Source organism: Vibrio phycocola (genome assembly GCF_054404255.1).
This window is the reverse complement of the sequence record NZ_JBTAMQ010000004.1, coordinates 49,353-74,435: the sequence shown is the minus strand read 5'-3', so window position 1 is coordinate 74,435 and position 25,083 is coordinate 49,353. Positions and strand designations below refer to the sequence as shown.

Annotated in this window: 18 protein-coding genes; 8 read left to right on the top strand and 10 right to left on the bottom strand. The window is 42.2% G+C overall.

The genetic code is table 11. The features are described from left to right. Positions 1-56 precede the first annotated feature (56 nt). The gene (locus tag ACXJY6_RS06575; protein ID WP_458767770.1) at positions 57-1,787 is read right to left on the bottom strand and encodes a sensor domain-containing diguanylate cyclase; all 1,731 of its coding nucleotides are present in this window, start codon (positions 1,785-1,787) and stop codon (positions 57-59) included. Between the two features lie 358 nt (positions 1,788-2,145). Continuing rightward, on the bottom strand, positions 2,146-4,026 hold the full coding sequence (locus ACXJY6_RS06570) for a methyl-accepting chemotaxis protein (RefSeq protein ID WP_458767769.1): 1,881 nt from the start codon (positions 4,024-4,026) through the stop codon (positions 2,146-2,148). A 196-nt stretch (positions 4,027-4,222) separates the two neighbouring features. On the opposite strand from ACXJY6_RS06570, the gene pflA reads away from it, so the two are divergent. The 5 genes from pflA to ACXJY6_RS06545 all read left to right on the top strand — a co-directional run bounded on the left by pflA (position 4,223) and on the right by ACXJY6_RS06545 (position 10,815). Next, positions 4,223-4,963 (top strand): pyruvate formate lyase 1-activating protein, encoded by a 741-nt coding sequence (pflA, locus tag ACXJY6_RS06565; RefSeq protein WP_456049391.1) that lies wholly within the window; start codon positions 4,223-4,225, stop codon positions 4,961-4,963. Between the two features lie 217 nt (positions 4,964-5,180). Continuing rightward, positions 5,181-5,681 carry a YfbU family protein gene (locus tag ACXJY6_RS06560; protein ID WP_456049390.1) on the top strand — a complete coding sequence of 167 codons (501 nt, stop codon included), beginning with the start codon at positions 5,181-5,183 and terminating at the stop codon, positions 5,679-5,681. Between the two features lie 273 nt (positions 5,682-5,954). Continuing rightward, on the top strand, positions 5,955-7,889 hold the full coding sequence (locus tag ACXJY6_RS06555) for a PrkA family serine protein kinase (protein ID WP_456049389.1): 1,935 nt from the start codon (positions 5,955-5,957) through the stop codon (positions 7,887-7,889). 115 nt (positions 7,890-8,004) lie between these two features. Further along, entirely contained in the window at positions 8,005-9,276 is a 1,272-nt protein-coding gene (locus tag ACXJY6_RS06550) for a YeaH/YhbH family protein (RefSeq protein ID WP_458767768.1), read from the top strand. Positions 9,277-9,288: 12 nt separating this feature from the next. Beyond that, positions 9,289-10,815, top strand: a complete 1,527-nt coding sequence (locus tag ACXJY6_RS06545; protein WP_456049387.1) for a SpoVR family protein — start codon at positions 9,289-9,291, stop codon at positions 10,813-10,815. 75 nt (positions 10,816-10,890) lie between these two features. On the opposite strand, the gene kdsB is transcribed toward ACXJY6_RS06545, so the two are convergent. Genes kdsB through ACXJY6_RS06520 form a run of 5 tightly spaced genes read right to left on the bottom strand, consistent with a single transcriptional unit; the run spans position 10,891 to position 16,879 of the window. Further along, a complete protein-coding gene (gene kdsB, locus ACXJY6_RS06540) occupies positions 10,891-11,646 on the bottom strand; it encodes a 3-deoxy-manno-octulosonate cytidylyltransferase (protein ID WP_458768081.1) in 756 nt (251 codons plus the stop codon). A 4-nt stretch (positions 11,647-11,650) separates the two neighbouring features. After that, positions 11,651-11,830: a Trm112 family protein gene (locus ACXJY6_RS06535; protein WP_456049386.1), complete on the bottom strand. Its 180-nt coding sequence runs from the start codon at positions 11,828-11,830 to the stop codon at positions 11,651-11,653. Beyond that, entirely contained in the window at positions 11,811-12,818 is a 1,008-nt protein-coding gene (lpxK, locus tag ACXJY6_RS06530) for a tetraacyldisaccharide 4'-kinase (RefSeq protein WP_458767767.1), read from the bottom strand. Before lpxK ends, ACXJY6_RS06535 begins: the two co-directional genes overlap by 20 nt. 5 nt (positions 12,819-12,823) lie before the next feature. Then, on the bottom strand, positions 12,824-14,572 hold the full coding sequence (gene msbA / locus ACXJY6_RS06525) for a lipid A ABC transporter ATP-binding protein/permease MsbA (RefSeq protein WP_458767766.1): 1,749 nt from the start codon (positions 14,570-14,572) through the stop codon (positions 12,824-12,826). A 36-nt stretch (positions 14,573-14,608) separates the two neighbouring features. After that, positions 14,609-16,879, bottom strand: a complete 2,271-nt coding sequence (locus ACXJY6_RS06520) for a DNA internalization-related competence protein ComEC/Rec2 (RefSeq protein WP_458767765.1) — start codon at positions 16,877-16,879, stop codon at positions 14,609-14,611. Between the two features lie 7 nt (positions 16,880-16,886). Here ACXJY6_RS06520 and ACXJY6_RS06515 point away from each other — a divergent pair, with 7 nt between their 5' ends. Next, on the top strand, positions 16,887-17,396 hold the full coding sequence (locus tag ACXJY6_RS06515; protein ID WP_456049382.1) for a DUF2062 domain-containing protein: 510 nt from the start codon (positions 16,887-16,889) through the stop codon (positions 17,394-17,396). A gap of 315 nt (positions 17,397-17,711) precedes the next feature. Here the strand turns inward: ACXJY6_RS06515 and lolE are convergent, their stop codons facing one another. The 3 genes from lolE to lolC are packed head-to-tail and all read right to left on the bottom strand — an operon-like array spanning position 17,712 to position 20,828. Beyond that, positions 17,712-18,956, bottom strand: a complete 1,245-nt coding sequence (gene lolE, locus ACXJY6_RS06510; protein WP_458768080.1) for a lipoprotein-releasing ABC transporter permease subunit LolE — start codon at positions 18,954-18,956, stop codon at positions 17,712-17,714. Beyond that, positions 18,956-19,627 (bottom strand): lipoprotein-releasing ABC transporter ATP-binding protein LolD, encoded by a 672-nt coding sequence (lolD, locus tag ACXJY6_RS06505; RefSeq protein ID WP_458767764.1) that lies wholly within the window; start codon positions 19,625-19,627, stop codon positions 18,956-18,958. Before lolD ends, lolE begins: the two co-directional genes overlap by 1 nt. After that, entirely contained in the window at positions 19,620-20,828 is a 1,209-nt protein-coding gene (lolC, locus tag ACXJY6_RS06500; protein ID WP_458767763.1) for a lipoprotein-releasing ABC transporter permease subunit LolC, read from the bottom strand. Before lolC ends, lolD begins: the two co-directional genes overlap by 8 nt. Before the next feature lie 166 nt (positions 20,829-20,994). Between lolC and ACXJY6_RS06495 the strand changes: the two genes are divergently transcribed. Together ACXJY6_RS06495 and mfd are read left to right on the top strand one after the other, a co-directional pair. Beyond that, on the top strand, positions 20,995-21,564 hold the full coding sequence (locus tag ACXJY6_RS06495) for a PilZ domain-containing protein (RefSeq protein ID WP_458767762.1): 570 nt from the start codon (positions 20,995-20,997) through the stop codon (positions 21,562-21,564). Between the two features lie 7 nt (positions 21,565-21,571). Beyond that, a complete protein-coding gene (gene mfd, locus ACXJY6_RS06490) occupies positions 21,572-25,036 on the top strand; it encodes a transcription-repair coupling factor (protein WP_458767761.1) in 3,465 nt (1,154 codons plus the stop codon). The last annotated feature ends 47 nt before the right edge of the window (positions 25,037-25,083 follow it).

Below are 25,083 nucleotides of genomic sequence, written 5' to 3'. Positions count from 1 at the left end.
AGATAGGATGTAAAAAAGCCCTCGCAATTGCGAGGGCTTTTTTGTTTTCGCTTAGTTTAAGAAGTTTTATTCTCTTCCTTTATCTCGGCCTTATCCACATACATATTACGATCCGCCACAACGAGTAACTGCTCAACAGTATTCCCGTCGTCAGGATAATGTGCAACACCAATAGATCCCCCCAAACTCGCAATAGGATTATCGAATGAATTAAGTGGCTCTGATAATGTTTGTTTTAAGTTCGAAATAATAATGTCTAGCTCTTCATTACGCTTAATATCATTGACGACAATAACAAACTCATCACCTGCAAATCGAGCGGCTAAATCATGTTCTCGGATAGTGGTATACATTCGTACCGCAAATTCAATCAACACTTGATCACCAACATCATGACCATAAACATCATTTATCTTTTTAAAGTCATTTAAATCTATAAACAAAATAGCAAAAGGACTTTTCTCTATCTCCAAATCATACTTTTTAATTTTTGCTTTAAGATGTTGTTCGAAGGCATATCGATTGGGTAAACCAGTCAGATAGTCCGAATGTAATCTTCGTTGCATAGCAGAGAAACTCTTTGCTAAATCACCTATTTCATCATTTCTTTGAATATTAATAGGTTCTTCGATATGTCCGCTGCTCACGCTGTTTACAGCATTTGACAAAATCTTTAAATCTTTCGTTACCCATTGCAGTATCATAAGACCGATGAGCACCACTAACGAAGTTGCTAAAACGCCAATTAGAATAGTTTGGACAACGTTATTTTTAATACCCCCCATAAAATCAGAACTTGGCATCGCAACGACATTTATCCATTCTAAACCAACACCATCTTCAAATTTATTATAAGCAACATGAATTTCTCGCTGTAATTCGTCGGTAAAACGAAAGGTTTCAGGCTTAAAACTGGCTACTTTTGCAGAAATTAAAGGGACCATTTGCGAATAAATCTCCGAAAGTAACGCATTACCACTTTGACCTGCATTGACTCTTGTATTTTCCCCTTCTTGATTACGCTTAATGTTTTCACTCTGTGAAGAGGCAATTAGCTGACCATCGGGCTCAATAATAAAGGCAATACCATTTTCTGAAACATTAAGATTACTCACGAAATCATTTAACGACTTTAGCGACATATCAGTCGCAACAACCCCTTCAAACTGCCCATCAAGCCCTAATACCTGGCGTGCTCTTGTCGCAATTAAATCATGAGTTCTAAAATCGATATACACCGAAGTCCATGTGTCACTATTATTGCTAGAACCTGCATGGAACCAGGGCCGAACTCGCGGATCGAAGTTTTTCTCTTCAATAGATGTCAGTCTCGGAATACCGTTTATACCATCGAGTTCATAAAATTTTCGATGCTCTTGAGGTTGATATTTAACCCGTAATTCACCTTTATCGTTAGAGTACCGATATAAGCCCAACGCCTGACCCGCTTTATTGCCGTAATAGACATAATTATTAGGATCTAAATGCAAGGACGAAGCAGTCCAAAAACGAGTACGCATCTCCTCTACATTAGTCTGAATATTTGAATCGGCCAACATACCATCAGGAAAAGCAACTTCTAACGTTGCAACTGAGCCCATCACATGCCTGTCTATCGCTTGACTAATTCGACTAACGGTTTCTTCAAGTAAATGATTCGATACCGTTTGTACTGCATGGCCACCGGCACCATAAGAAAGGAACCCAATCGCAATCGCTAAGCATACGATAAGAATAACGTAGGGGAAAATAAGAACAGAACGTAGAGACAATTTGGGCATATCCATTTGCAACACAAAGTATGATTTCAAGAAAAGATAACACTAATTCACCACACTCTACAGTATAATTAACTGTTAAATGTGTGACTGGTAGCATATTTAATTGACAATAAACTTAATAAATCATCAGCTTAACCTGCCATAAAATAAAAGGCGCGTAAATGAATCAATAGTGGTATATAACTATCTTAGGCCGCACCACAGCCTAGGGATGAAAACACTATATGAAGTGCACAAAAAAGGCCAGAGCGAAAAGCTTCTGACCTTCTATTAAAAACTGTCAACGTATTTTAGGACGAGACAAGACCGATTTAAAAATATATCCACTTCAACATATGTACACTAATTACTTAGCCAACAGATATCAAACTGTGAATCTCGCGCAATCATTCGACAACTCAGTAGAGCGGTCATCAACAACCCCGCTCGTCTCTCTCAACTTATCATTATTCACTTCCAACTGTTTAAGGGATTGTGAGATGATTGCCATACTCTCAGCCATCGATTGACTTGTTGTTGCCAATTCCTTAATAGAATCAGAAATCAATGTTGTTTGATCTGCAGTATTCGATGCTTTGTCAGTGATCTGCGACAATGACGCCATCGCTTGCATCCCTCGATCTTGACCTCGTTTCATTGTCTCTTCAGACTGATTGATATATCGAATCACTTCTGAACTTTCATTCTTCATTGTCTCAATCGTACTCGAAATATCCGATACCGCATCAACCGTTCTTACCGCCAAATTACGCACTTCATCTGCAACGACTGCGAAACCACGGCCTTGCTCGCCCGCTCGTGCTGCTTCAATGGCAGCATTCAATGCCAATAAATTAGTCTGCTCAGCAATACCATTAATAATGTCCATTACCGAGTCCACTTTCATCGATGCTTCCTCTAGGAGCTGAATGTGGTTCGCCGCCGACGCCAATATCCCTCCGACCTCTTCAAGTGATTCAATCGCAAGTCCAATAACCTCTGCACCCTCTTGAGAGGTTTTGGTTGATTCGATACTCATTTGAGCGACGACTTCAAGTGAATTTGAAACTTCAATAGTCGTACAACTGACTTCTTCGGTTGCGGCAGTTAGAAGGTCTGTTTGATCAATGACTTCATGTTGCGCTTGAACTAATGAGTCAATTTCATGATTTAAATCTGTGGTATCACCAGTCAGGGCTTCACTATTACGTTGAACCCCTTGCACCAGTTCCCCTAAGTGTTCGCAACTTTGATTAATTGTTACAGCAAGTTGATTAAACTCGTCATTTTTATTGTTGCCGACAGTCAAACGCGTGGATAAATCTCCTTCGGACAGACTATCTAAAACGGATTTGACCTGAGATAGCGAGCGATTCATCGAGAATGAAATCGTTCCTGCAATAGAAATGGTAATAGCCGCCAATACAACAAGTGAGATCAAAAGTGTCCATATAGTGGAGTTCGCATCACTTTCAGCGCTAGCCTGAAATTCTGAACTCATACCCGTTAACTCTACAGATAAGTCGTAAATTACCGTTTCAGCTCGTGTTTCAGCGTTGTTAAGTTGCTCATCTAATACTTCAAGTTGCTGAGATAACTCTCCCACACGCACAAATGTCTCTTGAAACTCATTTAACTCGCTTTCATACAAATTCATCATTGAATAGGAAATTGAGCTGTTTTTGAACATCGCCATAGCACGATTGAACAAGGTCAAATTATCATCGCTAGGTTCCAGAAGGTAATTCTGTTCTGCTTTAATCAGAACTTGAAAGTCCGCATTAATACTGACCATTCCAGTTTCGGCGATCCTTTCTTCAATAACAGCAGCGAGTTTTTTCAACACGCCTAGCTTACCTTCATCGGCTGAAAAACCTAATTCGGATTTGAGTTCTAACCATGGTCTCATCGCACCATCAAATTCAGCTATCGCGTTACGTAATACATCCGCATCAGCCCCTAATTCCATCGAGTTAAGGAACATAATATCTTGATTTGCTTCTTCCTTTAATTCACCGAGCAATGTAACCGTGTTGCTTACATCGTTTATCGTAAGGTCATTTTTGTGAGCCGCCAATGACAACAAATGTGATTGAGTCGCATACAAAGTTTTTGCACCAAACGACACTTTGGCACTGTGGCTGTATTGTTCAACTAGGTGAGTTAGCCTTTGTGAAGTAAATATTCCGACAACAATAAACCCGACGCACAAAATCCCAATAAACAACGCCATTTTATTCTTTTGTGTTAAATGCAATCCAAACATATTTCAATCCCTATGGTCTCATGTTCGCTAGTAGTGACTGTTCAAACAGTAATTTCCCCTTCACATTTAAATCTAGATCACAAAACCAACGATTACGAAATTTATTTATTAGTTCGAAACTTGTGCCTGTCCATCTCTATATAAACCACACAAAATGTACTAATATATGTACCAAATAATTGAATGAGAACGTTACATGTCAACCAAAGGCCGAATCCACTCTTTTGAATCCTGTGGCACCGTCGACGGACCGGGAATACGCTTTATTGTCTTTCTACAGGGCTGTTTAATGCGCTGTAAATACTGTCACAACCGCGACACTTGGGATTTGCATGATGGGAAAGAAGTCACCGTTGAAGAAATCATTAGTGAAGCCAAAAGTTACCGTCACTTTATGAATGCCTCCGGTGGTGGTGTAACTTGTTCAGGCGGTGAATCAATGTTGCAGCCAGAGTTTGTTCGCGACTTTTTCCGAGCTGCACAAGCAGAAAATATCCATACCTGTTTAGACACCAATGGGTATATTCGTAAACATAGTGACATTATCGATGAGGTACTTGATGCCACGGATCTTGTTATGCTCGATATCAAACATATGAAAGATGAAATTCACCAAGATTTAGTTGGAGTATCTAACCGTCGAACTTTAGATTTCGCAAAATATCTGCAGAAGATAGGTAAAACCACTTGGCTGAGATATGTCATTGTCCCAGGTTACACTGATGATGAAGAAGCTGCTCACATGTTAGGAGAGTTCATCAAAGGTATGGATAATATCGAAAAAATCGAGCTCCTTCCCTATCACAAGCTTGGTGCTCACAAGTGGGAAGCGATGGGGCTAGAATACCCATTAGCGGATACCAATCCTCCATCGAAAGAGACCATGGATTCCATCGTTGCAATACTTGAGCAATACCACTCAAATATCAAATACTAAGCCACAACCACTCAACTTCACTTAGGTATTCCCTTTGTTAAAAAGTACCCATGAATTTGAGTGGACCTTGATCACTCTTGTTTCTGATTAGTTTCATTTTGTTACAAGACCTCATCCCATTAATTGACTTAACATTGTAGCGAGATCATTTTTCAGGCACGCGAATCACGTTATTCTAACGGAATAAAATATTAACTTATAATATGGGACTCCCTTTATGGATATGACTAATGCTCAGCGCCTAATTCTATCGAATCAATACACTTTAATGTCACAATTAGATCCTGAGAACTCAACAAAATATAAAAGACTAAAAACCATTGTGGAACGTGGCTATGCACTTCACATGCGTGAACTCAACAAAGAGTTTGGCTGTTTGAAAGAAGATGAATGTCGTGAAATTATCGATATCATGGAAATGCACCATGCGATGCAAGAATCGTTTAAAATTCTAAATGATTCTGCTCAATCTGAAGTGGAACCTCGTCGTTTACAATTCTTAGGATTTGACCTAGCCAAGGAAACTCAACTAGTCAATTACGTTCGTTTTCTTGTTGATTCAGAAGGTTTATATTCCCAATTTGACAAAGGTGATCATCACTTTAACAGCCAAATACCAATGCTTGAAAAATACCGAAGAATGCTATCAACTTGGCAAAATTGCCCTCGTCATTACCATCTTTCACCTGCAGAATTACGACAAATTCTTAACGCCTAATAATATATCTATCAAAATTAATAAGGGCGAGGAAACTCGCCTTTTCTACGAATATCCCTTTCTTTACCACTATTTTCTCCTCCTTATTGCTGCATTTTGTTTTTCATTTGCTCAAGCCGAGACGTGACTAAATATAATTAAATTGATAAAAAATGTAAATATATGCATATTTTTTAAGCATTTTTGTTTAATAAAGGCTAATCTAATGTTGTTAGCGGTTTGCATTTTCGTAAGGCCAATTAGCTATCGCGACAACTAAAAGGGGAAGTGACTATGAGTATATTTGAGCATTTTCAAACTCGCTACGAAGCAGCGAAAGAAGAAGAGCTAACATTACAAGAGTTTCTGAATCTATGTAAGGATGACAAAAGCGCGTATGCGAATGCAGCCGAGCGACTATTGATGGCTATCGGTGAGCCTGAACTGGTTGATACTGCAAAAGATCCCAATTTGAGTCGTCTTTTTTCTAATCGTGTCATCGCTCGATACGACACATTTAAAGATTTTTACGGTATGGAAGAAGCGATTGAACAAATCGTTTCCTATTTAAAGCATGCCGCACAAGGGCTAGAAGAACGTAAACAAATTCTCTACCTCCTTGGTCCTGTTGGTGGCGGTAAATCATCACTAGCCGAAAAACTCAAAGCATTGATGCAGCAGATGCCTATCTATGTATTAACCGCCAACGACGAACGTAGCCCGGTCAACGACCATCCATTTTGCCTATTTGATGTTAACGAAGATGGTAAGCTTCTAAAATCTGAATATGACATCGACCAACGGTACCTTAAAACGATAATGTCACCATGGGCAGCCAAACGTCTGCATGAATTTGGTGGTGACCTTAGTAAATTCAAGGTCGTAAAAGTTAGACCTTCGATCCTCGACCAACTTGCCGTTGCTAAAACTGAGCCCGGTGATGAAAACAATCAAGATATTTCATCGTTAGTCGGTAAGGTAGATATTCGTAAACTCGAACACTTCTCCCAAGATGATCCTGATGCCTATAGTTATTCTGGTGCACTGTGCCGGGCAAACCAAGGTCTTATGGAATTCGTGGAAATGTTTAAAGCACCGATAAAAGTGCTTCACCCATTGTTAACTGCAACACAAGAGGGGAATTACAACGGTACTGAAGGGTTATCAGCATTGCCATATGAAGGCATGATTCTCGCCCACTCAAATGAGTCCGAATGGCAAAGCTTTCGCAACAACAAAAATAACGAAGCCTTTTTAGACCGAGTCTACATTGTCAAAGTGCCCTACTGCTTACGTGTGTCTGAAGAAGTTAAGATATATCAAAAATTGCTCGACCACAGTGAGTTGTCTCAGGCTCCTTGTTCACCAAGTACCTTAGAAACATTAGCTCAATTCAGTATTCTTTCCCGTCTCAAAGCACCAGAAAACTCGTCGCTCTTTTCTAAGATGCGGGTCTATGATGGGGAAACGCTAAAAGACACCGATCCAAAAGCCAAAAGCTATCAGGAGTATCGTGACTATGCTGGTGTCGACGAAGGCATGAATGGCTTATCGACCCGTTTTGCCTTCAAAATTTTGTCTCGTGTGTTCAACTTTGATCAGTCAGAAGTTGCCGCTAACCCAGTACATCTGTTTTATGTCATTGAACAACAAATTGAGCGGGAGCAGTTTCCAACTGAAACCGCCGACCGTTACCTTGAATTTGTGAAAGGGTATCTTGTACCTCGTTATGTAGAATTCATTGGTAAGGAGATTCAAACGGCCTACCTAGAGTCCTATTCAGAATATGGCCAAAATATTTTCGACCGATACGTCACTTACGCCGACTTTTGGATTCAAGACCAAGAATATCGCGATCCAGAAACAGGCCAATTATTCGACCGTTCTGCGCTAAACAATGAATTGGAGAAAATTGAAAAAACGGCAGGCATTAGCAACCCTAAAGATTTTCGTAACGAGATCGTTAACTTCGTTCTACGTGCCCGTGCCAATAACAACGGCATGAATCCAGCTTGGACAAGTTATGAGAAGTTGCGAACCGTTATTGAAAAGAAAATGTTCTCCAACACAGAAGAGCTACTCCCTGTCATTTCGTTCAATACCAAGACGTCGACAGAAGAACAGAAAAAACACGATAACTTTGTCGCTCGTATGATGGAAAAAGGCTATACCGAAAAGCAAGTCCGATTATTATCCGAGTGGTATTTACGTGTACGTAAATCTTCTTAAGTAAGGAAACGACCGACATATAAATTCAGGAGTTTCTCTATTCGCTCCTGAATTTAACTCCCAAATACACAAAATGTCTCTTGGGAAGTTCGGTGAATTCAGTGAGGGGAATAATATGGCTCAATTTATTGATAGACGCTTAAATGGAAAGAATAAAAGCTCAGTCAACCGCCAACGCTTTATCCGTCGACATAAAGAGCAGATAAAAGAGTCTGTTGCGGATGCTGTCAATCGACGCTCCATTACAAACACCGAATCTGGTGAAGATATCTCTATCCCAAGCCGAGATTTAAGTGAACCTGCTTTCCATCAAGGCCAAGGTGGGCACAAAGAAAGAGTCCATCCCGGCAATGACCAATTTGTTACTGGTGATCAGATAGAACGGCCTCCAAAAGGCGGTTCTGGTCAAGGCTCAGGCCAAGGAGATGCTAGTCAAGATGGCGAAGGCTCCGATGATTTCGTTTTTCAAATTTCCAAAGATGAATATTTAGACATCCTATTTGAAGATCTCGCATTACCAAATCTAAACAAACAGCAGGTCAACAAAGTCCTCGACTGGGAAACTCATCGAGCCGGATATAATACATCAGGCGTGCCATCAAATATTGCGGTGGTTCGATCACTCCAGCAATCGCTTGCTCGACGCACGGCCATGACTGCAGGAAAACGTCGTTTGATGCAGGAGCTTGAAGAAGAGTTAGATCGAATCCAGATGAGTGAACCCATTCAATTGCTCGAAGAAAAGCGCCTAAAACAAGAAATAGAGGAACTTAAGCAACGAATAGAAAGTGTTCCTTTTATTGATACTTTCGATTTGAGATTTAAGAATTATGAAAAGCGCCCTATTCCTTCAAGCCAAGCGGTCATGTTTTGTCTAATGGATGTTTCTGGTTCGATGGATCAAGAAACCAAAGATACGGCAAAACGTTTTTATGTGCTGCTTTATCTTTTTCTTACCCGAACCTATAAAAATGTCGAAGTTGTCTTTATTCGTCATCACACGCAAGCTAAAGAAGTCGATGAACATGAATTCTTCTACTCTCAAGAAACCGGTGGCACTATCGTATCAAGTGCTTTGAAACTCATGGACAAAATTATTAAGGAGCGTTACTCACTTTCTCAATGGAATATCTATGGTGCTCAAGCATCTGATGGTGACAATTGGGCCGACGATTCTCCACGCTGTCACTCTCTACTCACTAAAGATCTATTACCAAATTGCCAGTACTACGCGTACATTGAAATCACACAACGTTCTCATCAAACGTTGTGGCATGAATATAAAAAGCTAGAAGAGACATATCAGAACTTTGCCATGAAAAACATTCAGTCAGTCGATGATATTTTCCCCGTTTTTCGGGAATTATTCCAAAAAGAGACGGCTTAGGGAGGTGTTCCTATGACAACCAAATCAAAATCAAAAGCGCCAATAAACGATAAGCGGTTGCCCGATGGACCCGATTGGACGTTCGAATTACTAGAACGCTACCATACAGAAATTAAGAGAGTTGCTGAAAACTTTCGCCTTGATACCTACCAAAATCAGATTGAAATTATCACCTCAGAGCAGATGATGGATGCCTATTCCAGCGTTGGTATGCCAATAAATTACCACCACTGGTCGTTTGGTAAAAAATTTATTCAAACGGAACAAAATTATAAACATGGCCAGATGGGCTTGGCGTATGAAATTGTCATCAATTCTGACCCATGTATCGCTTACTTAATGGAAGAAAATACCATAACAATGCAAGCACTGGTGATCGCTCATGCTTGTTATGGCCACAATTCATTTTTTAAAGGAAATTATCTTTTTCGGACTTGGACCGATGCTAGCTCCATTATTGACTACTTGCTTTTTGCCAAGAACTACATCTCTGAATGCGAGGAAAAGTATGGTATTGACAATGTAGAAGCAATATTAGATTCATGTCACGCTTTAATGAATTACGGGGTAGATCGCTATAAACGCCCTGAGAAAATTTCTATTGCCGAGGAAAAAATACGCCAAGAAGAACGAGAGGCTTACCTTCAATCTCAAGTCAATGAATTGTGGAGAACGCTTCCTAAAGAGACCAACGAAGAGCAAGATGAGCTACATCGATTCCCGCCAGAGCCTGAGGAGAACATTCTTTACTTTGTAGAGAAAAACGCGCCTCTGCTAGAACCATGGCAACGAGAATTAGTTCGAATTGTTCGCAAAGTAAGTCAATATTTCTACCCACAAAAACAAACTCAAGTGATGAATGAAGGGTGGGCAACATTCTGGCACTACACGATCTTAAACCAGCTCTACGATGAAGGTCTCGTATCAGAACGATTTATACTCGAGTTTCTACATAGTCATACTAGTGTTGTTGCTCAACCTGCATATAACAGTCAGTTCTACAGTGGGATTAACCCCTACGCGCTCGGGTTTGCGATGTTTTGTGACATAAAACGAATTTGTGAAGAACCGACCGAAGAAGACAAAGAGTGGTTTCCAGACTTAGCGGGTAGCGATTGGTTAGATTCGGTTCATTTTGCGATGGAGAATTTCAAAGATGAAAGCTTTATAAGCCAATATTTATCCCCAAAACTGATTCGTGAATTTAAGTTATTTGCTATCAGCGACGATGACCGTAAGAACCATATTGAAGTCAGTGCGATTCATGATGATATTGGCTATCGACAAATTCGAGAAAAACTGGCCTCTCAGTACAACCTAAGTAACCTTGAGCCTAATATACAAGTTTACAACGTTAATGTACGTGGAGATCGTTCACTCACTCTACAATTTGTCCCGCAAAACCGCGTTCCCCTAGATCCAAGCTATCATGAAGTGATGAAACATTTACATCGATTATGGGGGTTTGACGTTGTACTCGAGGAGCTCAAAGACTCAGGACGACATGAAGTTTTATCCATTTGTCCAAGTAAAAAATAAGCATCGATAATAGCGGTGTAGTGAAAGCTTAGTACGCAAAATATCGGATAGTGTTTTTCTCACTATCCGATTTTTTTACGATTGATTTTCGATGACGGTTTGTCGAACCAGTTCTAAGTCTTCAGCAGTATCTACGCCTGGAGGTGGTGTTTCGTTGGCTACCGCAACATGGATTTTTTCACCATACCAAAGCACACGAAGCTGCTCTAAACTTTCTATTTTCTCCAGTTCACTAGGCTGCCAATGAATATACGTATTAATAAAACCTGCACGGTATGCATAAATGCCAATATGTCTGCGTAATGGGTGCCGTAATGTCTTACTTTGCGCAAACCCATCGCGATCCCAAGGAATAGTCGCACGGCTAAAATACAACGCGTAACCCTCTTTATCCGTCAGTACTTTGACCGCATTCGGGTTAAATGCTTCGTCTTCATCTTCAATTTCCACCGCTAATGTCGCCATCGGCGCGATAGAGTTTGACAAGTTATTAGCGACTTGAGTAATTACAGATGGTGGAATAAGAGGCTCATCACCTTGAACGTTCACAATGATATGATCGTCGGCAATACCCAATTTTTGCACCACTTCGGCTAAACGCTCCGTACCCGACTCATGAGTATTCGCTGTCATACAAACGGTACCACCAAATTGCTCTACAGCATCGGCAATACGTTGATCGTCAGTAGCCACAACGACTAGCGAAGCCCCTGATTTCACTGATTGCTCATAAACCCACTGAATCATCGGTTTTCCAGCAATATCTGCTAACGGCTTTCCGGGCAAGCGGCTCGATTGATAGCGAGCTGGGATAACGACAGTAAATGACATCAGATTAGCGCCTTTCATCCATTTCCATAACTCTTGCTTCTGCCTCAATTAAAACAGGAATCCCTTCTTTAATTGGATAAGCAAGCCTATCTAACTTACATATAAGCTCTTGATTTTCTTTATCAAAAACCAATTTTCCTTTACAAATTGGGCATGCCACAATCTCAAGCAGACGATGATCCATATTGTTCAATAACCTCTTGAATACGTTGAATTATAATTTTTTGATCGTTTCTATCAAATTGAGCTGAGACCGGTAAATACCACCAATTATCTTGAGCATATGTGCGACACTTAACCGCATCTTTCTCTGTCATAATCAAGTTGTCTCCAGCTTGGCTCAGTTGTTCAAGTTCCTGTGGGTCAAATGTCTTATGATCACTAAACCCTTTGGTTAAACTTAACTCAGCACCTAAATCTATTAATGTTCTGAAAAATCGAGGTGGATGACCAATACCCGCGAATGCGACAAGCGAACCTAACTGAGAAACCGATTTGGTTTCACCTGTGACTAAGTTTTTTGCAAGACTAGGATGTAATGTCATGGGCATCTCACAGCCCTGCACCTTTCCACCATTATTAATCACAAAGTCGACATCATCACATCGACTAACGGGCTCGCGTAGCGGTCCCAGCGGTATTAATTTCTCGTTTCCAAAGCGTCGCACGCCGTCAACCACAATAATTTCAACATCACGCTGTAACGCATAATGCTGCAAACCATCATCAGCAATAATGACATCAACACCTTGAGATAAGAGCGCTTGTACGGCATCACTTCGGACAGGACTCACAGCAACCAGTGCTCCCGTTCTCTGTTGGATTAGTTTCGGTTCATCACCACATTGGGAGGCTTCCGTATCATCATCAACGATCAAAGGGTAATCATTAGACTTGCCACCATAGCCACGAGAAACGACACCAGGTTTATGCCCCAGTGCTTGCAGTTGCTCAACCAACCAAACGACAATTGGTGTTTTGCCATTTCCACCAGCCGTTACGTTACCAACGACAACGATAGCAATGGGTGCACGATAACTTTCTCGCGAGCCGTTAACAAAGGCCGCTTTTCGTTTTGTACTCACCCACTTAAATACAAGGCTGAGCGGCCACAATAGAGGCCACAGTAAATGCGAAAGCCAATGGTTAGAGAACCACAGTTTATCGATCACAACGATTACTCACTGACTTGGACACGATGAAGTTGAGCATATGCGCCACCTTGATCAAGCAATGATTTATGATTCCCACGCTCAATTACGTTTCCTTGATCAATCACCAAAATCTCATCCGCATCTTCAATGGTTGATAGGCGATGGGCGATCACCAATACGGTTTTATCTTGTTGCAATGTATTTAGCGCAGCTTGAATGGCTCTTTCAGATTCAGTATCAAGGGCTGACGTGGCTTCATCTAGAATCAATACTGGAGTATCACGCAACAAGGCTCTGGCAATCGCCAAACGTTGACGCTGACCACCGGACAATGAAGCACCATTTTCACCGATAATGGTATCCAAGCCGTCTGGAAGTTCACTCACAAACTCCATACAGTGTGCTTGTCGAGCTGCGGATTCGATATCTTCTCGGCTGTATTTTTCCGTTGCTGCGTAAGCAATATTATTCGCAATCGTATCGTTAAACAGGTGGACATTTTGCGACACAATCGCGAATTGAGATCTTAGGTTGGCCAATTTATAATCGCGAATATCAGTGCCATCCAATAAAATTTGTCCAGAGTCAACGTTATAAAAACGTGTCATAAGGTTAGCAATCGTACTTTTTCCCGAACCTGATCGTCCAACCAACGCCAAGGTTCTTCCCTTAGGTAAAGTAAAGGAAAGTGATGAAAGTGCCGCTTCTTCTTTACCTTCGTAAGTAAACGTCACGTCATTGACTTCGATATCACCAGAAACACGTTTTACGTCATGATCACCTTCATCTTTTTCGCGGTCAGAATCAATAATACTAAACAAAGTTTGGCTCGCTGCCATTCCTCGTTGAAAAGGGGCCATGACGTTGGTCAACGAGTTGATTGGCTTACGTAGTGCAAACATTGCAGAAAAAACGACGGTGAATGTCCCTGGAGTCAAATTTGCTCTGAATTCCTCCATACTCGCTAAAAATAAGACAACCAGTAAAGCGATAGATGCAATCATTTGAATCACTGGGTTAGCGATAGCTTGAGCTGTAGCTAATTTCATCGACTGCTGACGCATTTGATTACTAATTTTGTCGAACCGTTCGCGCTCAACATCGTGTCCACCATAACTCAACACGACTTTATGGCCCTTAAGCATCTGTTCAGCAGAAGACGTTACTTCTCCCATCGTATTTTGCATATTCTTTGAAATACGGCGAAAACGCTTTGAAACGAAAGACACTGACCAAGCCACAAGCGGCACTATCACAACAAGCACCAAAGACAATTGCCAGCTATTCCAGAACATCAGCACAAGTAGGCCAATAATACTGGCTGACTCTCTCACCATATTGACTAACGCACGGCTTGTAGCGGTGGCGACTTGCTCAGAATCGTAAGTAATTCGAGATAATAACTTACCAGCAGATTGTTGGTCTAAATAACTGACTGGCATGTGCATAAATTGGTTAAATACCATTCGACGCATCGTCATGACGACATTCCCTGATACCCAACTCAAACAATAAGTCGACACAAAACCACTTACGCTGCGGAGCAACATGACACCAAAAACAATAAATGGAAGGGTAGTGAGAAAATCAGATTCTACCGTACCAAACCCTTCATCTAATAGTGGTTTAAGTAATGAAATCATGTAGGTATCGGTAACTGCGTTGAGAACAAGCGCAATGCTTGCGACAATGAGTCCAATTTTATAATCGCGGATATAGGTCCAAAGACGCTTAAAGGTTACCCATGTTGCTTCATCTTTATCGAGTGACATACAAAACCAATTGAATTTTATTAAGAATTAACGAGGTCATTCTACCTGTTTACGTAGCATCTGCCTATACCACGACTGATAGTGGAACACGGAATCTCGACTTCTTTGATACCTAACAACAAAATCATCTTTGTTAAACCTTACACTCACTTGCCCAGCATCCCCACTATCTAACCAACGAGCACCAGACTCGGTATATCGCTGTTTTACTTTAGAATTTGGAAAATTCCAACGATTCCCTTTGGCTAAGCCTGCAAGAGCAAGTGAAGGTTGAACCATTTGGATGAATTGAGATGATGAAGAAGTCGCACTGCCATGATGTGGAACTACAATGATATCACTCATCAAATCCCATTGAGCATCATCAAGCTGCTTCACCAATAACCATTCAGACATCACGCCAATATCTCCGGTCAATAGGACAGAGTGGACGCCATTTTGGCCTGATATTTTTAATACGCATGAGAATTCATTTCTCGAATTCATTGGCGTTTTTGGCGGCCACAGGACTTCAATGTCCAGCCGTTGCCACTGCCATTTCTGCCCCTGAATGCAAGTTGAATAGCCAGCGAGATTTGCAGACGCAATACGCCGTCTAGGACGCCAACGTTGTTCAACTTGCCAACGACCACCAGCATGATCATTATCGAGATGACTCAGCACCAAAATATCTAACTGATCAACACCACGCTTCTCTAAGACGGGCGTTATCACTAAATCCACCATGCTACTGTCATTCCATCCTGACCCCGTATCATAAAGTAGATAATGCCCATCTTGTTCAATAAGTACTGCTAATCCCTGCCCCACATCCAGTAAATCGACTCGCCAGTCGTGTCGGCTTTGGCGATAAAATTCTGACGAAAAGATGAGTAGGACAAGCATCAGCCACTGGCCACCTAATATTGGTCTGAGCGCCAGTACAAACACGCTACAGCTCACTAACCAAATCTCATTTTGAGACAAAGCAAGCCAAGCATTATCAGAATACGGTAACAGATAGCTCAATGGTGCAAGAGAATAATCAACTAGCGTCCATACCAAATGGTCCCCAAGCACGCCTATTCCCGTAACTAGGAGTGCCAAAAATAACAGTGGAACAACAACGACACTAAACCAAGGAATAAACACCATATTGTAGAATGGCGAAACAACACTGATCCCGCCAAACATAATCGCACTGAGTGGCAACATCGCTAGCGATACCCATAAATGCCCTTTTACCCATGCTTTCACCCCATGAGCATGAGTATTAGCGGTCATGACATAAATCACAGCTGATACGGCGCAAAATGAAAGCCAAAAACTGCTGTTCACTGTCGCCAGAGGGTTCACAAGTAGTACGATGGTAAGTACCCAAAGCATTTTTTGAACGTAACTTAGCTGCACAGACAGTTTTGCAATCACAACATAGATAAACAACATCGTCAGCGCTCGCTGAGTAGGCAAAGTGAAATCCGCCAACCAACTATAGCTCGTCGCTAACATGACACCCGCTGGCAAAGCTGCCCAGTAGCCTCGCTGAATCACACGTGACAACATAAGTATGACACCGTAGCCAAGTCCAAATGCAATACTAATATGGAGCCCTGAAATCGCGACAAGATGAGACAAGCCACTCGATTTCAACCTCTCCCATTGTTGATTATCGATACCGGTGCGATCAGCAAATGATAACGCCAAGATTATGGCTGAATGAACCAGTGGCTCAACACGTAGGCTAACCAGTTGTTTAAATCGTTTTCGCCACGACATATGCTCGATGACGTAATGGGATATACGCTTATCAACATACGCCTTACCAAGAATTGCTTGACCAAAATAATAACGTTCGCTGTCACTGCCCGCTTCATTCAATAAGCCAAAGATAGGCTTTATCTTGGCGTTAAATTGCCCTTCATCACCACGCTGTAACATAACGGGGCTATATAATTGAACTCGTGGTTGACGATACCATTCGAGGGCTTGCCCATTAACTGAAGTGATTTGAACTCGACCACTAAAACCAAAATTATTTTGTGCAAAATCACTTTCAGCCCTGATCTTTATGCTAGTATTCGTATCAGATTTATAGAGCGTTTCAGATTGTTCTAGTGTTATGTTTGCAAACATCACGCCCCAAAGCAGTCCCATTGATATACCCAAGCTATACTTAATGACTTGATAAGACTGCCTTTTAAATAAAATTAAGTAGTAAATGACAAACAAACCACACCAGAATAACTCAGGAACCATAGGCCAATATGGTAACGAAATTAGGATTAGGCAAAACGAACCCAGTTGCCAGTAGTTCATTAAGAGAATCATAGTAGTTATGCCTAAAAAGTGGATTAAACGCTACATGCCAAACCGAGAGGCGATTCAACGCCAGAAGGTTTTGAGCGTGTTTGGTAGCGTGCTTTATAACCCCAATTTATGGTGCTTAAACCGACGTTCTGCTGCGGGTGCTTTTGCTGTCGGGCTTTTTATTGCGTTCATTCCACTGCCTACACAGATGTTGTTCGCTGCAGGTACAGCCATAGCTATTGGTGTTAACCTGCCACTCTCCATCGCATTAGTGTGGATAAGTAATCCTGTCACCATGCCCGTAATGTTTTATGGGGCGTATAAAGTAGGCAGTTGGGTCATGCACAAACCTCCACTGCATATTCACTTTGAAGCTAACTGGGAATTTATATCTCATCAGATGCTGACCATTGGCCCCCCACTTATCATTGGCTGCATATTGTGTGGCTTAATCAGTGCTCTTGTTGGGTACTTTTCAATTCATTGGCTATGGCGATATTCAGTGGTTCGCAGTTGGCAGAAGCGCCGTTCAAGATAAATGATTCCCACGCTTTAGGCAGAATGAACAATTCGTTATACGACAATGGGCGCACAAAGTGCGCCCATTGTTATTTCTATTTCAGTCTAAATAGAGAGATCGTTCAAAGAATTGGGTTACTCAACCTGAAGTCGGGATAAGAAAGTCTGCATTTTTTGATTTTCAATACACTAATAGGATTTTTAGTCAGTGCTGCCATTTTAGATGGATAACAGGGCAAAATCATAAGTCAATAGCTTGCCTATTGCGCTGATTTTAACGCAGTTAGACGCTAAAATAGCGGTACTGAATGGCTTAAATTATCCCGAGTTCAGGTTACTTAGCTGACAACACAGTAGCAGGTTGCAACGCACTCGCTCGCTTGGCTGGATACCATGTCGCAAATAGGCTAAGTACAATCGCAGTAACAGAAACCACGGCCACATCAACCCATTCGACTTTCGATGGCAAAAAATCGACAAAATAGATATCGCCAGATAAAAACGTATACCCAGTCAACTGTTCAACACCGCGAATAATCCGAGTTAAATTAACGGCTAAAATAACGCCAAATATTGAACCCAAAATACTCCCAGTCACACCAGACCACACGCCTTGCCAGACAAAGATTCGTTTGATCATACCGTCACTAGCGCCCATGGTTCGAAGTATCGCGATATCCGAAGAACGATCTTTTACCGCCATCATTAGTGTCGAAACAATATTAAAACTGGCAACACCAATCACTAATATCATCACTAAATACAAGATAATTCTAACCATCTGAATATCTCGATAGAGATAGCCATATTGGTACTCCCAACTGCGCAAGTAAACAAAGACATTGAGCTTATTTCCCGCTTCACGAACAATGTTTAACGCGTTAAAGACATCATCCACTCGAACCGACATGCCATGAACACTCTCTCCTAATCGAAGATAATGCTGAGCATCGGTGAGAGGTATAATCGCCATATTGTGATCTATCTGTCCGTTCAGTGTAAAAAGTGCCGTCACTTTAAGCCGAATTCTCTGGGGTGACTTTAGTGACTTCTCCTTATTGTCTGGCGGAACTAATAAGGTGAGATATTCTCCTTTCTCGACGCCTAAATAACGCGCTAACCCTTTACCAAGAATAATTTCATTTTGACCTGGAGTAACATCAGACAGAGTGCCTTCATCAATAAACGAGAACAAATCAGAGACTCTCTGCTCTTGGGTTAAATCGACGCCTCGCACCACCACGGCTTTGAGTTTCGCGCCTTTTTCTGCAAGCCCAGTAAATCGAACATAAGGCGCCGCAGCCTCAATATGAGGTTCCGAAGCTAATTGAGTTTGAATGGATGACCAATTTGTAATCGGGTCATCGACCGCTTCAAATTCTCCATGAGGGATAACTGACAATACTCGCTTTTGCAGCTCCTGTTCAAAGCCATTCATTGCAGACAATCCCACAATGATCACAGCAACACCAAACGCGATCCCTAATGTCGACGATACCGAGATAAACGACACCAGTTTATTGCGTTTCTTTGAACGACTAAAACGTTGACCAATCCAAAGCGATAACGATCCCATAATTAAACCAGCATCCCATCTTTCATAGAGAATTGACGTCCCATTTTGATTGCCAAGTCGCGATCATGAGTTACCACCAAAAAAGCAGTCTGTGATTCATGATTTAGCTCACACATCAAATCATAAATGGAGAGCGCAGTAGTGTGATCTAAATTACCCGTAGGTTCATCTGCCAACACTAACGCAGGACGATTAATCAAAGCGCGTGCAATCGCAACACGTTGACGTTCTCCACCTGAGAGCTCACTCGGTCTATGAGCATCACGATGTGATAAGCCCACTCGATCTAGTATCTGTTTTGCCTCTGCCTGAGCTTGACTGACTTTCATCCCGCCGATTAAAAGTGGCATCGCAACATTTTCCAATGCAGTAAAGTCTGCTAACAAATGGTGAAACTGATAAATAAAGCCGACATTTTGATTACGAAACTTAGCTTGTTGATTCTGACTTAAATCGGCCAATGACTGACCTAATACTTCCACGTCGCCGGAAGTTGGCGTGTCTAATGCACCGAGCACATGCAATAGCGTACTTTTTCCAGAACCTGATGCCCCGACAATGGCCGCTAACTCTCCTTGTTCTAGTGAGAAGTTTACGCCTTGTAAAACCGGTGTTGCGACATCACCATCTTGGTAAATCTTAGTGATGTTCCGACATGTAAGAAGGTTATTCATATCTTAAAGCCTCAGCAGGTTTAACGGACGCGGCGCGCCAAGATGGATAAAGGGTCGATACAATACTCAATAACACGGTAAAGAACACCACTGCCACGATTTGCGATAGAGAGATGACCACAGGCAGTTCTCCACCGGTCGCGACCACGTTTACACCTAACAAGGCTAAAAGCGCATTTAAATTACTCGCGAGAATAACGCCAACCCCACCACCAACAAGTGCACCAAGAACGCCACTACTTGCTCCTTGCACCACAAATACCATCATGGTTGAGTAATTCGACAAACCCTGTGTTTTTAAAATCGCCACTTCCGCTTGTTTTTCCATCACAACCATGATCAATGCAGAGATAATATTAAATGCAGCAATCGCGACAATGAGACTTAACATTAAGCCCATCATGTTTTTTTCCATACGAACTGCTTGAAATAGCTCACCACGCTGTTCACGCCAATCATGCCAAGCCCAATCAGAAGGAATCCGCTCACTCTTCGATAATTCGGCTACATCGAAAGGGTCTGCAAAAAACAAACGCCATCCTGAAATCTGTTCGGAGCGATACCGGAGCAGCTTTTGCGCATCTTCTATATTTGTAATCATCAATTGCGCATCGACATCTGAGCCTGTGTTAAACAATCCAGCAACCGTAAAGTTTCGTTGGCTTGGAACACGCCCCAAAGGCGTCACTACGCTGGCTTCCGTCACCATCACGCGAACCTTATCGCCGACCGTCACATTAAGAGTATGCGCCAAGCGGTGACCCAATAGAATTTGGTATTTCTGAGATGACAGTGCCGCATAATTACCGGCGACAATATATTGTGCGACAGGCTCATCATTTGAAGGAATGACGCCCAATAGCATACCAGCGCCTAGTCCCGTTGGGCTTTGTACGATGGCCTCACTCCGAACCAATGGTTGAGCCGGCTGGCTATTTGGCAAGTGTTCAATAAAACTTGGTAATATCGCAATCGCGGTTTTATTATCTATTTGACTGACTACCGCTTGAGGAAGAACGCCCAAAATTCGAGATTTAAGCTGAGACTCAAAACCATTCATCACCGATAACACGGTCACTAGAGACATAACGCCAATAGTGATTCCTGCTGTTGACATATAGGAGACGAAACGGCTGAATCGATCTCCAGAGCGTCCGCGCAGATATCTAAGACCAATAAAAATAGAAATCGGATGAAACATACACCAAACCAAGATAAATCAATTGGCTGTACTTTAACGACAAACGCGCAAGGGTTGTAGTCCTTATTTGCTAAAACGCTGTTAATTCACCTAAATAAGAAGCAATACCTTGATATGTTGCTAGCGATGACGATAATCAATATTCCGATATATAAAGGAACCCATCATGATCGAACAAGAATACTTTACCGTTCACCACGCTATTGCCGTCAATGTTGAACCGATGGCGAGTGATTTCAGCTTGCCTGATGCCATTCTTTTCGAAGCAGAAATTCCTGCTCCCTTTATTGTCGCAAATGAATTTAGTCAATTAGACCATCTGAATGAATCAGCGAAAACCGAACTACGTAACAGTGATTTTCGCCACGTTATTCAGTTATTGGATACTCAGAACAGTAAGCTCAACCTGCTTCTCACCTACATGTTAGCTCAACAAGACGACCAACAGTATCGCTCTAAGACTCGCTCATTCGGCGCAAGCCAATTCAGTTATTATTCACGCAACCCACTCGACGCACATACTATTTTGCGGGCCAAAATGTTTCTCGAAAACCCAGCCGCTGCAATATATTGCTACGGTGAAGTTACCGAGTGTGAAACGACTGACCAAGGTTATGTAATAACGGTAAAATATGTCTTAATTCGAGATCTTGACCAAGACCTAATAATCAAAGCTGCGCTCTTCCAGCAACAAAAACTTCTGCGCCAGCGCTCATTAGAACGAGATTCAAAGTAAATCATCAATGAAAAATCAGCCACTGCTTCCAATTACACTACCAACCAGAGCCGGCGACAAAAAGGCTCTGGGTAACCTGACTGGCGCGAGCCTTGCGTATTCAGCAGCTCAATTCGCTAACCAGCACTCTTCTCATACGCTTCTCGTGACACCCGATCCACAGAGTGCGATCAAACTTCAACATGAGATAGAACAGTTTTGTCGTTACCCAGTCACCTTGTTTCCTGACTGGGAAACCTTACCCTATGATAGTTTCTCGCCTCATCAAGAAATTATTTCCGAGCGAATTTTGCGTTTGTATCAATTACCAACGCAACGACAAGGCATTACTATTGCGCCGATAAGCACATTATTGCAACGCCAGTCACCTCGCAGTTTTTTACTGCAACATACCTTGCTTGTCAGTGTGGGTGATGAGTTTTCAATGACAAAAATGCGCGCTCAACTCGAAGAGTCAGGATATCGTCATACCGATCAGGTGTTTGGTCCCGGAGAATACGCTAGCCGAGGCTCAATTCTCGATCTATTCCCAATGGGCAGTGATTCACCTTACCGAATTGACTTTCTCGATGACGATATTGATTCAATTCGAACTTTTGACCCTGAAAACCAACGTTCCATTGATGAAGTAAGCGAAATACGCCTACTCCCCGCTCACGAGTTTCCAACCACAGAAGCGGCAATAGAAGGTTTTCGAAATCGTTGGCGTCAACAGTTTGAAACTCGCCGCGAGCCTGAATCTGTGTACATGCAAGTCTCTAAAGGTACGTGGCCAGCCGGTATCGAATATTGGCAACCGCTGTTCTTCGAAGAAACAGAAACACTTTTCGATTACTTGCCTAATGAAACTCAATTATTAGTATTGGGAGATATTCAACCCGCTGTCGAGCATTTTCTAAAGGACGTCGAGTTTCGCTACGATCAACGAAAAGTCGACCCATTACGTCCACTGTTAGAACCTAAAACGCTATGGCTCAAAGACGATGAGTTATTCAAATATTTTAAGAATTACCGTCAAACAATACTCTCTGATGTTCTGATCGATAAACAAGCAGGTCGAATTAATGCTGACGTATCAGCGCTTCCCGAACTCAAAGCGCAACATAATCACAAAGAACCACTCGGTGCTTTGCGTCAATTCTGCGAGCAACATCAGGGGAAAATCATTTTCTCGGTAGAATCGGAAGGTCGACGTGAAGCCTTGCTTGAACTTCTGAAACCGATAAAGCTCCGCCCTGTCAGTCATGCCTCGTTTGATGATGCGTTTCAAGCCAATGATGTTCACACGCTTATCATTGGCTCCGCTGAACATGGGTGTTTGTTCAACGATGCTAACACTGCACTAATTTGTGAAAGCGATATTTTGGGCGACCGTGTTGCACAGCGACGCAAGAAAGAGAAAAAAACCGTCAATGCCGATGCGGTTTTTCGTAACCTAACAGAATTAAAACCAGGGCAACCCGTCGTTCATATCGACCATGGTGTTGGTCGCTACCTGGGGCTCCAGATCATCGAAGCCGGCGGCATTGCGACTGAGTACGTGACGTTGGAATATCTCAATGAGTCGAAACTCTACGTCCCTGTAGCCTCTCTCAATCTTATTAGCCGATACTCCGGCGGTGCTGAAGAGAATGCGCCGCTGAATAAACTGGGTAGTGAATCGTGGGGGAAAACTCGACGTAAAGCGGCAGAAAAAGTGCGCGATGTGGCTGCAGAACTGCTGGATGTGTATGCTAAACGAGAACTAAAACCCGGTTTTGTGTTTAAACTAGATCGAGAACAATACGCGAGCTTTAAATCGACCTTTCCATTTGAAGAAACGGACGATCAAGCAATGGCCATTAATGCGGTACTTTCCGATATGTGCCAAAACAAAGCGATGGATCGCTTGGTGTGTGGCGATGTCGGTTTCGGTAAAACTGAAGTAGCAATGCGCGCAGCATTTGTCGCAACAGATAACGGTAAGCAAGTATCAGTATTGGTGCCAACCACACTACTAGCACAGCAACATTTTGAGAATTTCCGTGACCGTTTTGCCAATTTGCCGATACGAGTCGAAGTACTCTCTCGCTTTAAAACCGCCAAAGAGCAAAAGGCCATCATTCAAGATGTTGCTGAAGGCAAAGTCGATATCTTAGTTGGAACGCATAAGCTGCTATCCAGTGATATTCAATATCGCGACTTAGGTTTGCTTATCGTTGATGAAGAGCATCGCTTTGGTGTACGACAAAAAGAGAAAGTCAAAGCCATGCGTGCCAATTTAGACATCCTTACGCTGACAGCAACTCCAATTCCTCGTACCTTAAATATGGCAATGAGTGGAATGCGTGATCTGTCGATTATCGCCACACCACCTGCACGACGCTTATCCGTTAAAACATTTATTCGCCAACAAGATGATGCTGCAACCCGCGAAGCAGTATTACGTGAAATCATGCGTGGCGGGCAAGTGTATTATTTACACAACCAAGTCGAGACAATCGAGAAAGTCGCTTCCGACTTAGAAAAGTTAATTCCTGAAGCGCGAGTGGTTGTTGCACATGGCCAAATGCGAGAGAGAGAACTCGAGCGCATCATGAATGACTTCTCTCACCAGCGTTTCAACTTATTGGTCTGTACTACGATTATAGAAACCGGTATCGATATCCCAACCGCCAACACCATCATCATCAATCGTGCGGATAAGTTTGGTTTAGCTCAACTGCATCAGTTGCGAGGCCGTGTTGGTCGCTCTCATCATCAGGCTTATGCCTATTTAATGACGCCACCACCTAAAGCAATAACCAAAGATGCGGTTAAGCGTCTTGAAGCATTGGCATCACTAGAAGATCTCGGAGCGGGCTTTACCCTCGCAACGCACGACTTAGAAATACGTGGAGCCGGCGAATTACTAGGTGACGAGCAAAGTGGACAAATTCAGTCTCTTGGTTTTACGCTCTATATGGAAATGCTAGAGCAAGCAGTAGAAGCGTTAAAATCTGGCAAAGAGCCATCTCTTGACGATCTTTTAAGAGAACAGACGGAAGTTGAACTGCGTATTCCTGCACTAATTCCAGAAGAGTATATTCCCGATATAAATACTCGATTATCACTCTATAAACAGATTGCAAGCGTATCCGATTATGATGATGTCGGCGAATTGAAAGTGGAGCTAATCGATCGCTTTGGCAAAATACCCGATCCGGCTCTGAATCTATTGGAGGTTGCTCGGATCAAAATTAGCGCAAATCGTCTTAAGATTAAGAAAATAGAAGCACATGATCGTGGTGGACACATTGAGTTCACAACTAATGCTGACATTAACCCTGCATTTTTAGTTAAACTATTGCAAAGTCAGCCGAAACAGTTTTCGATGGAAGGACCAACTAAATTCAAGTTCACCATACCGTTAACCGATCGACGCGAACGAATTCAATTCGTAAATAGTATGTTGAATGAATTTGAACAAAATCGTCTACCAAGTACGACATAACATTCTGTGACAAGCCGACAAGCGTCATAATAAATAATTTACATTGA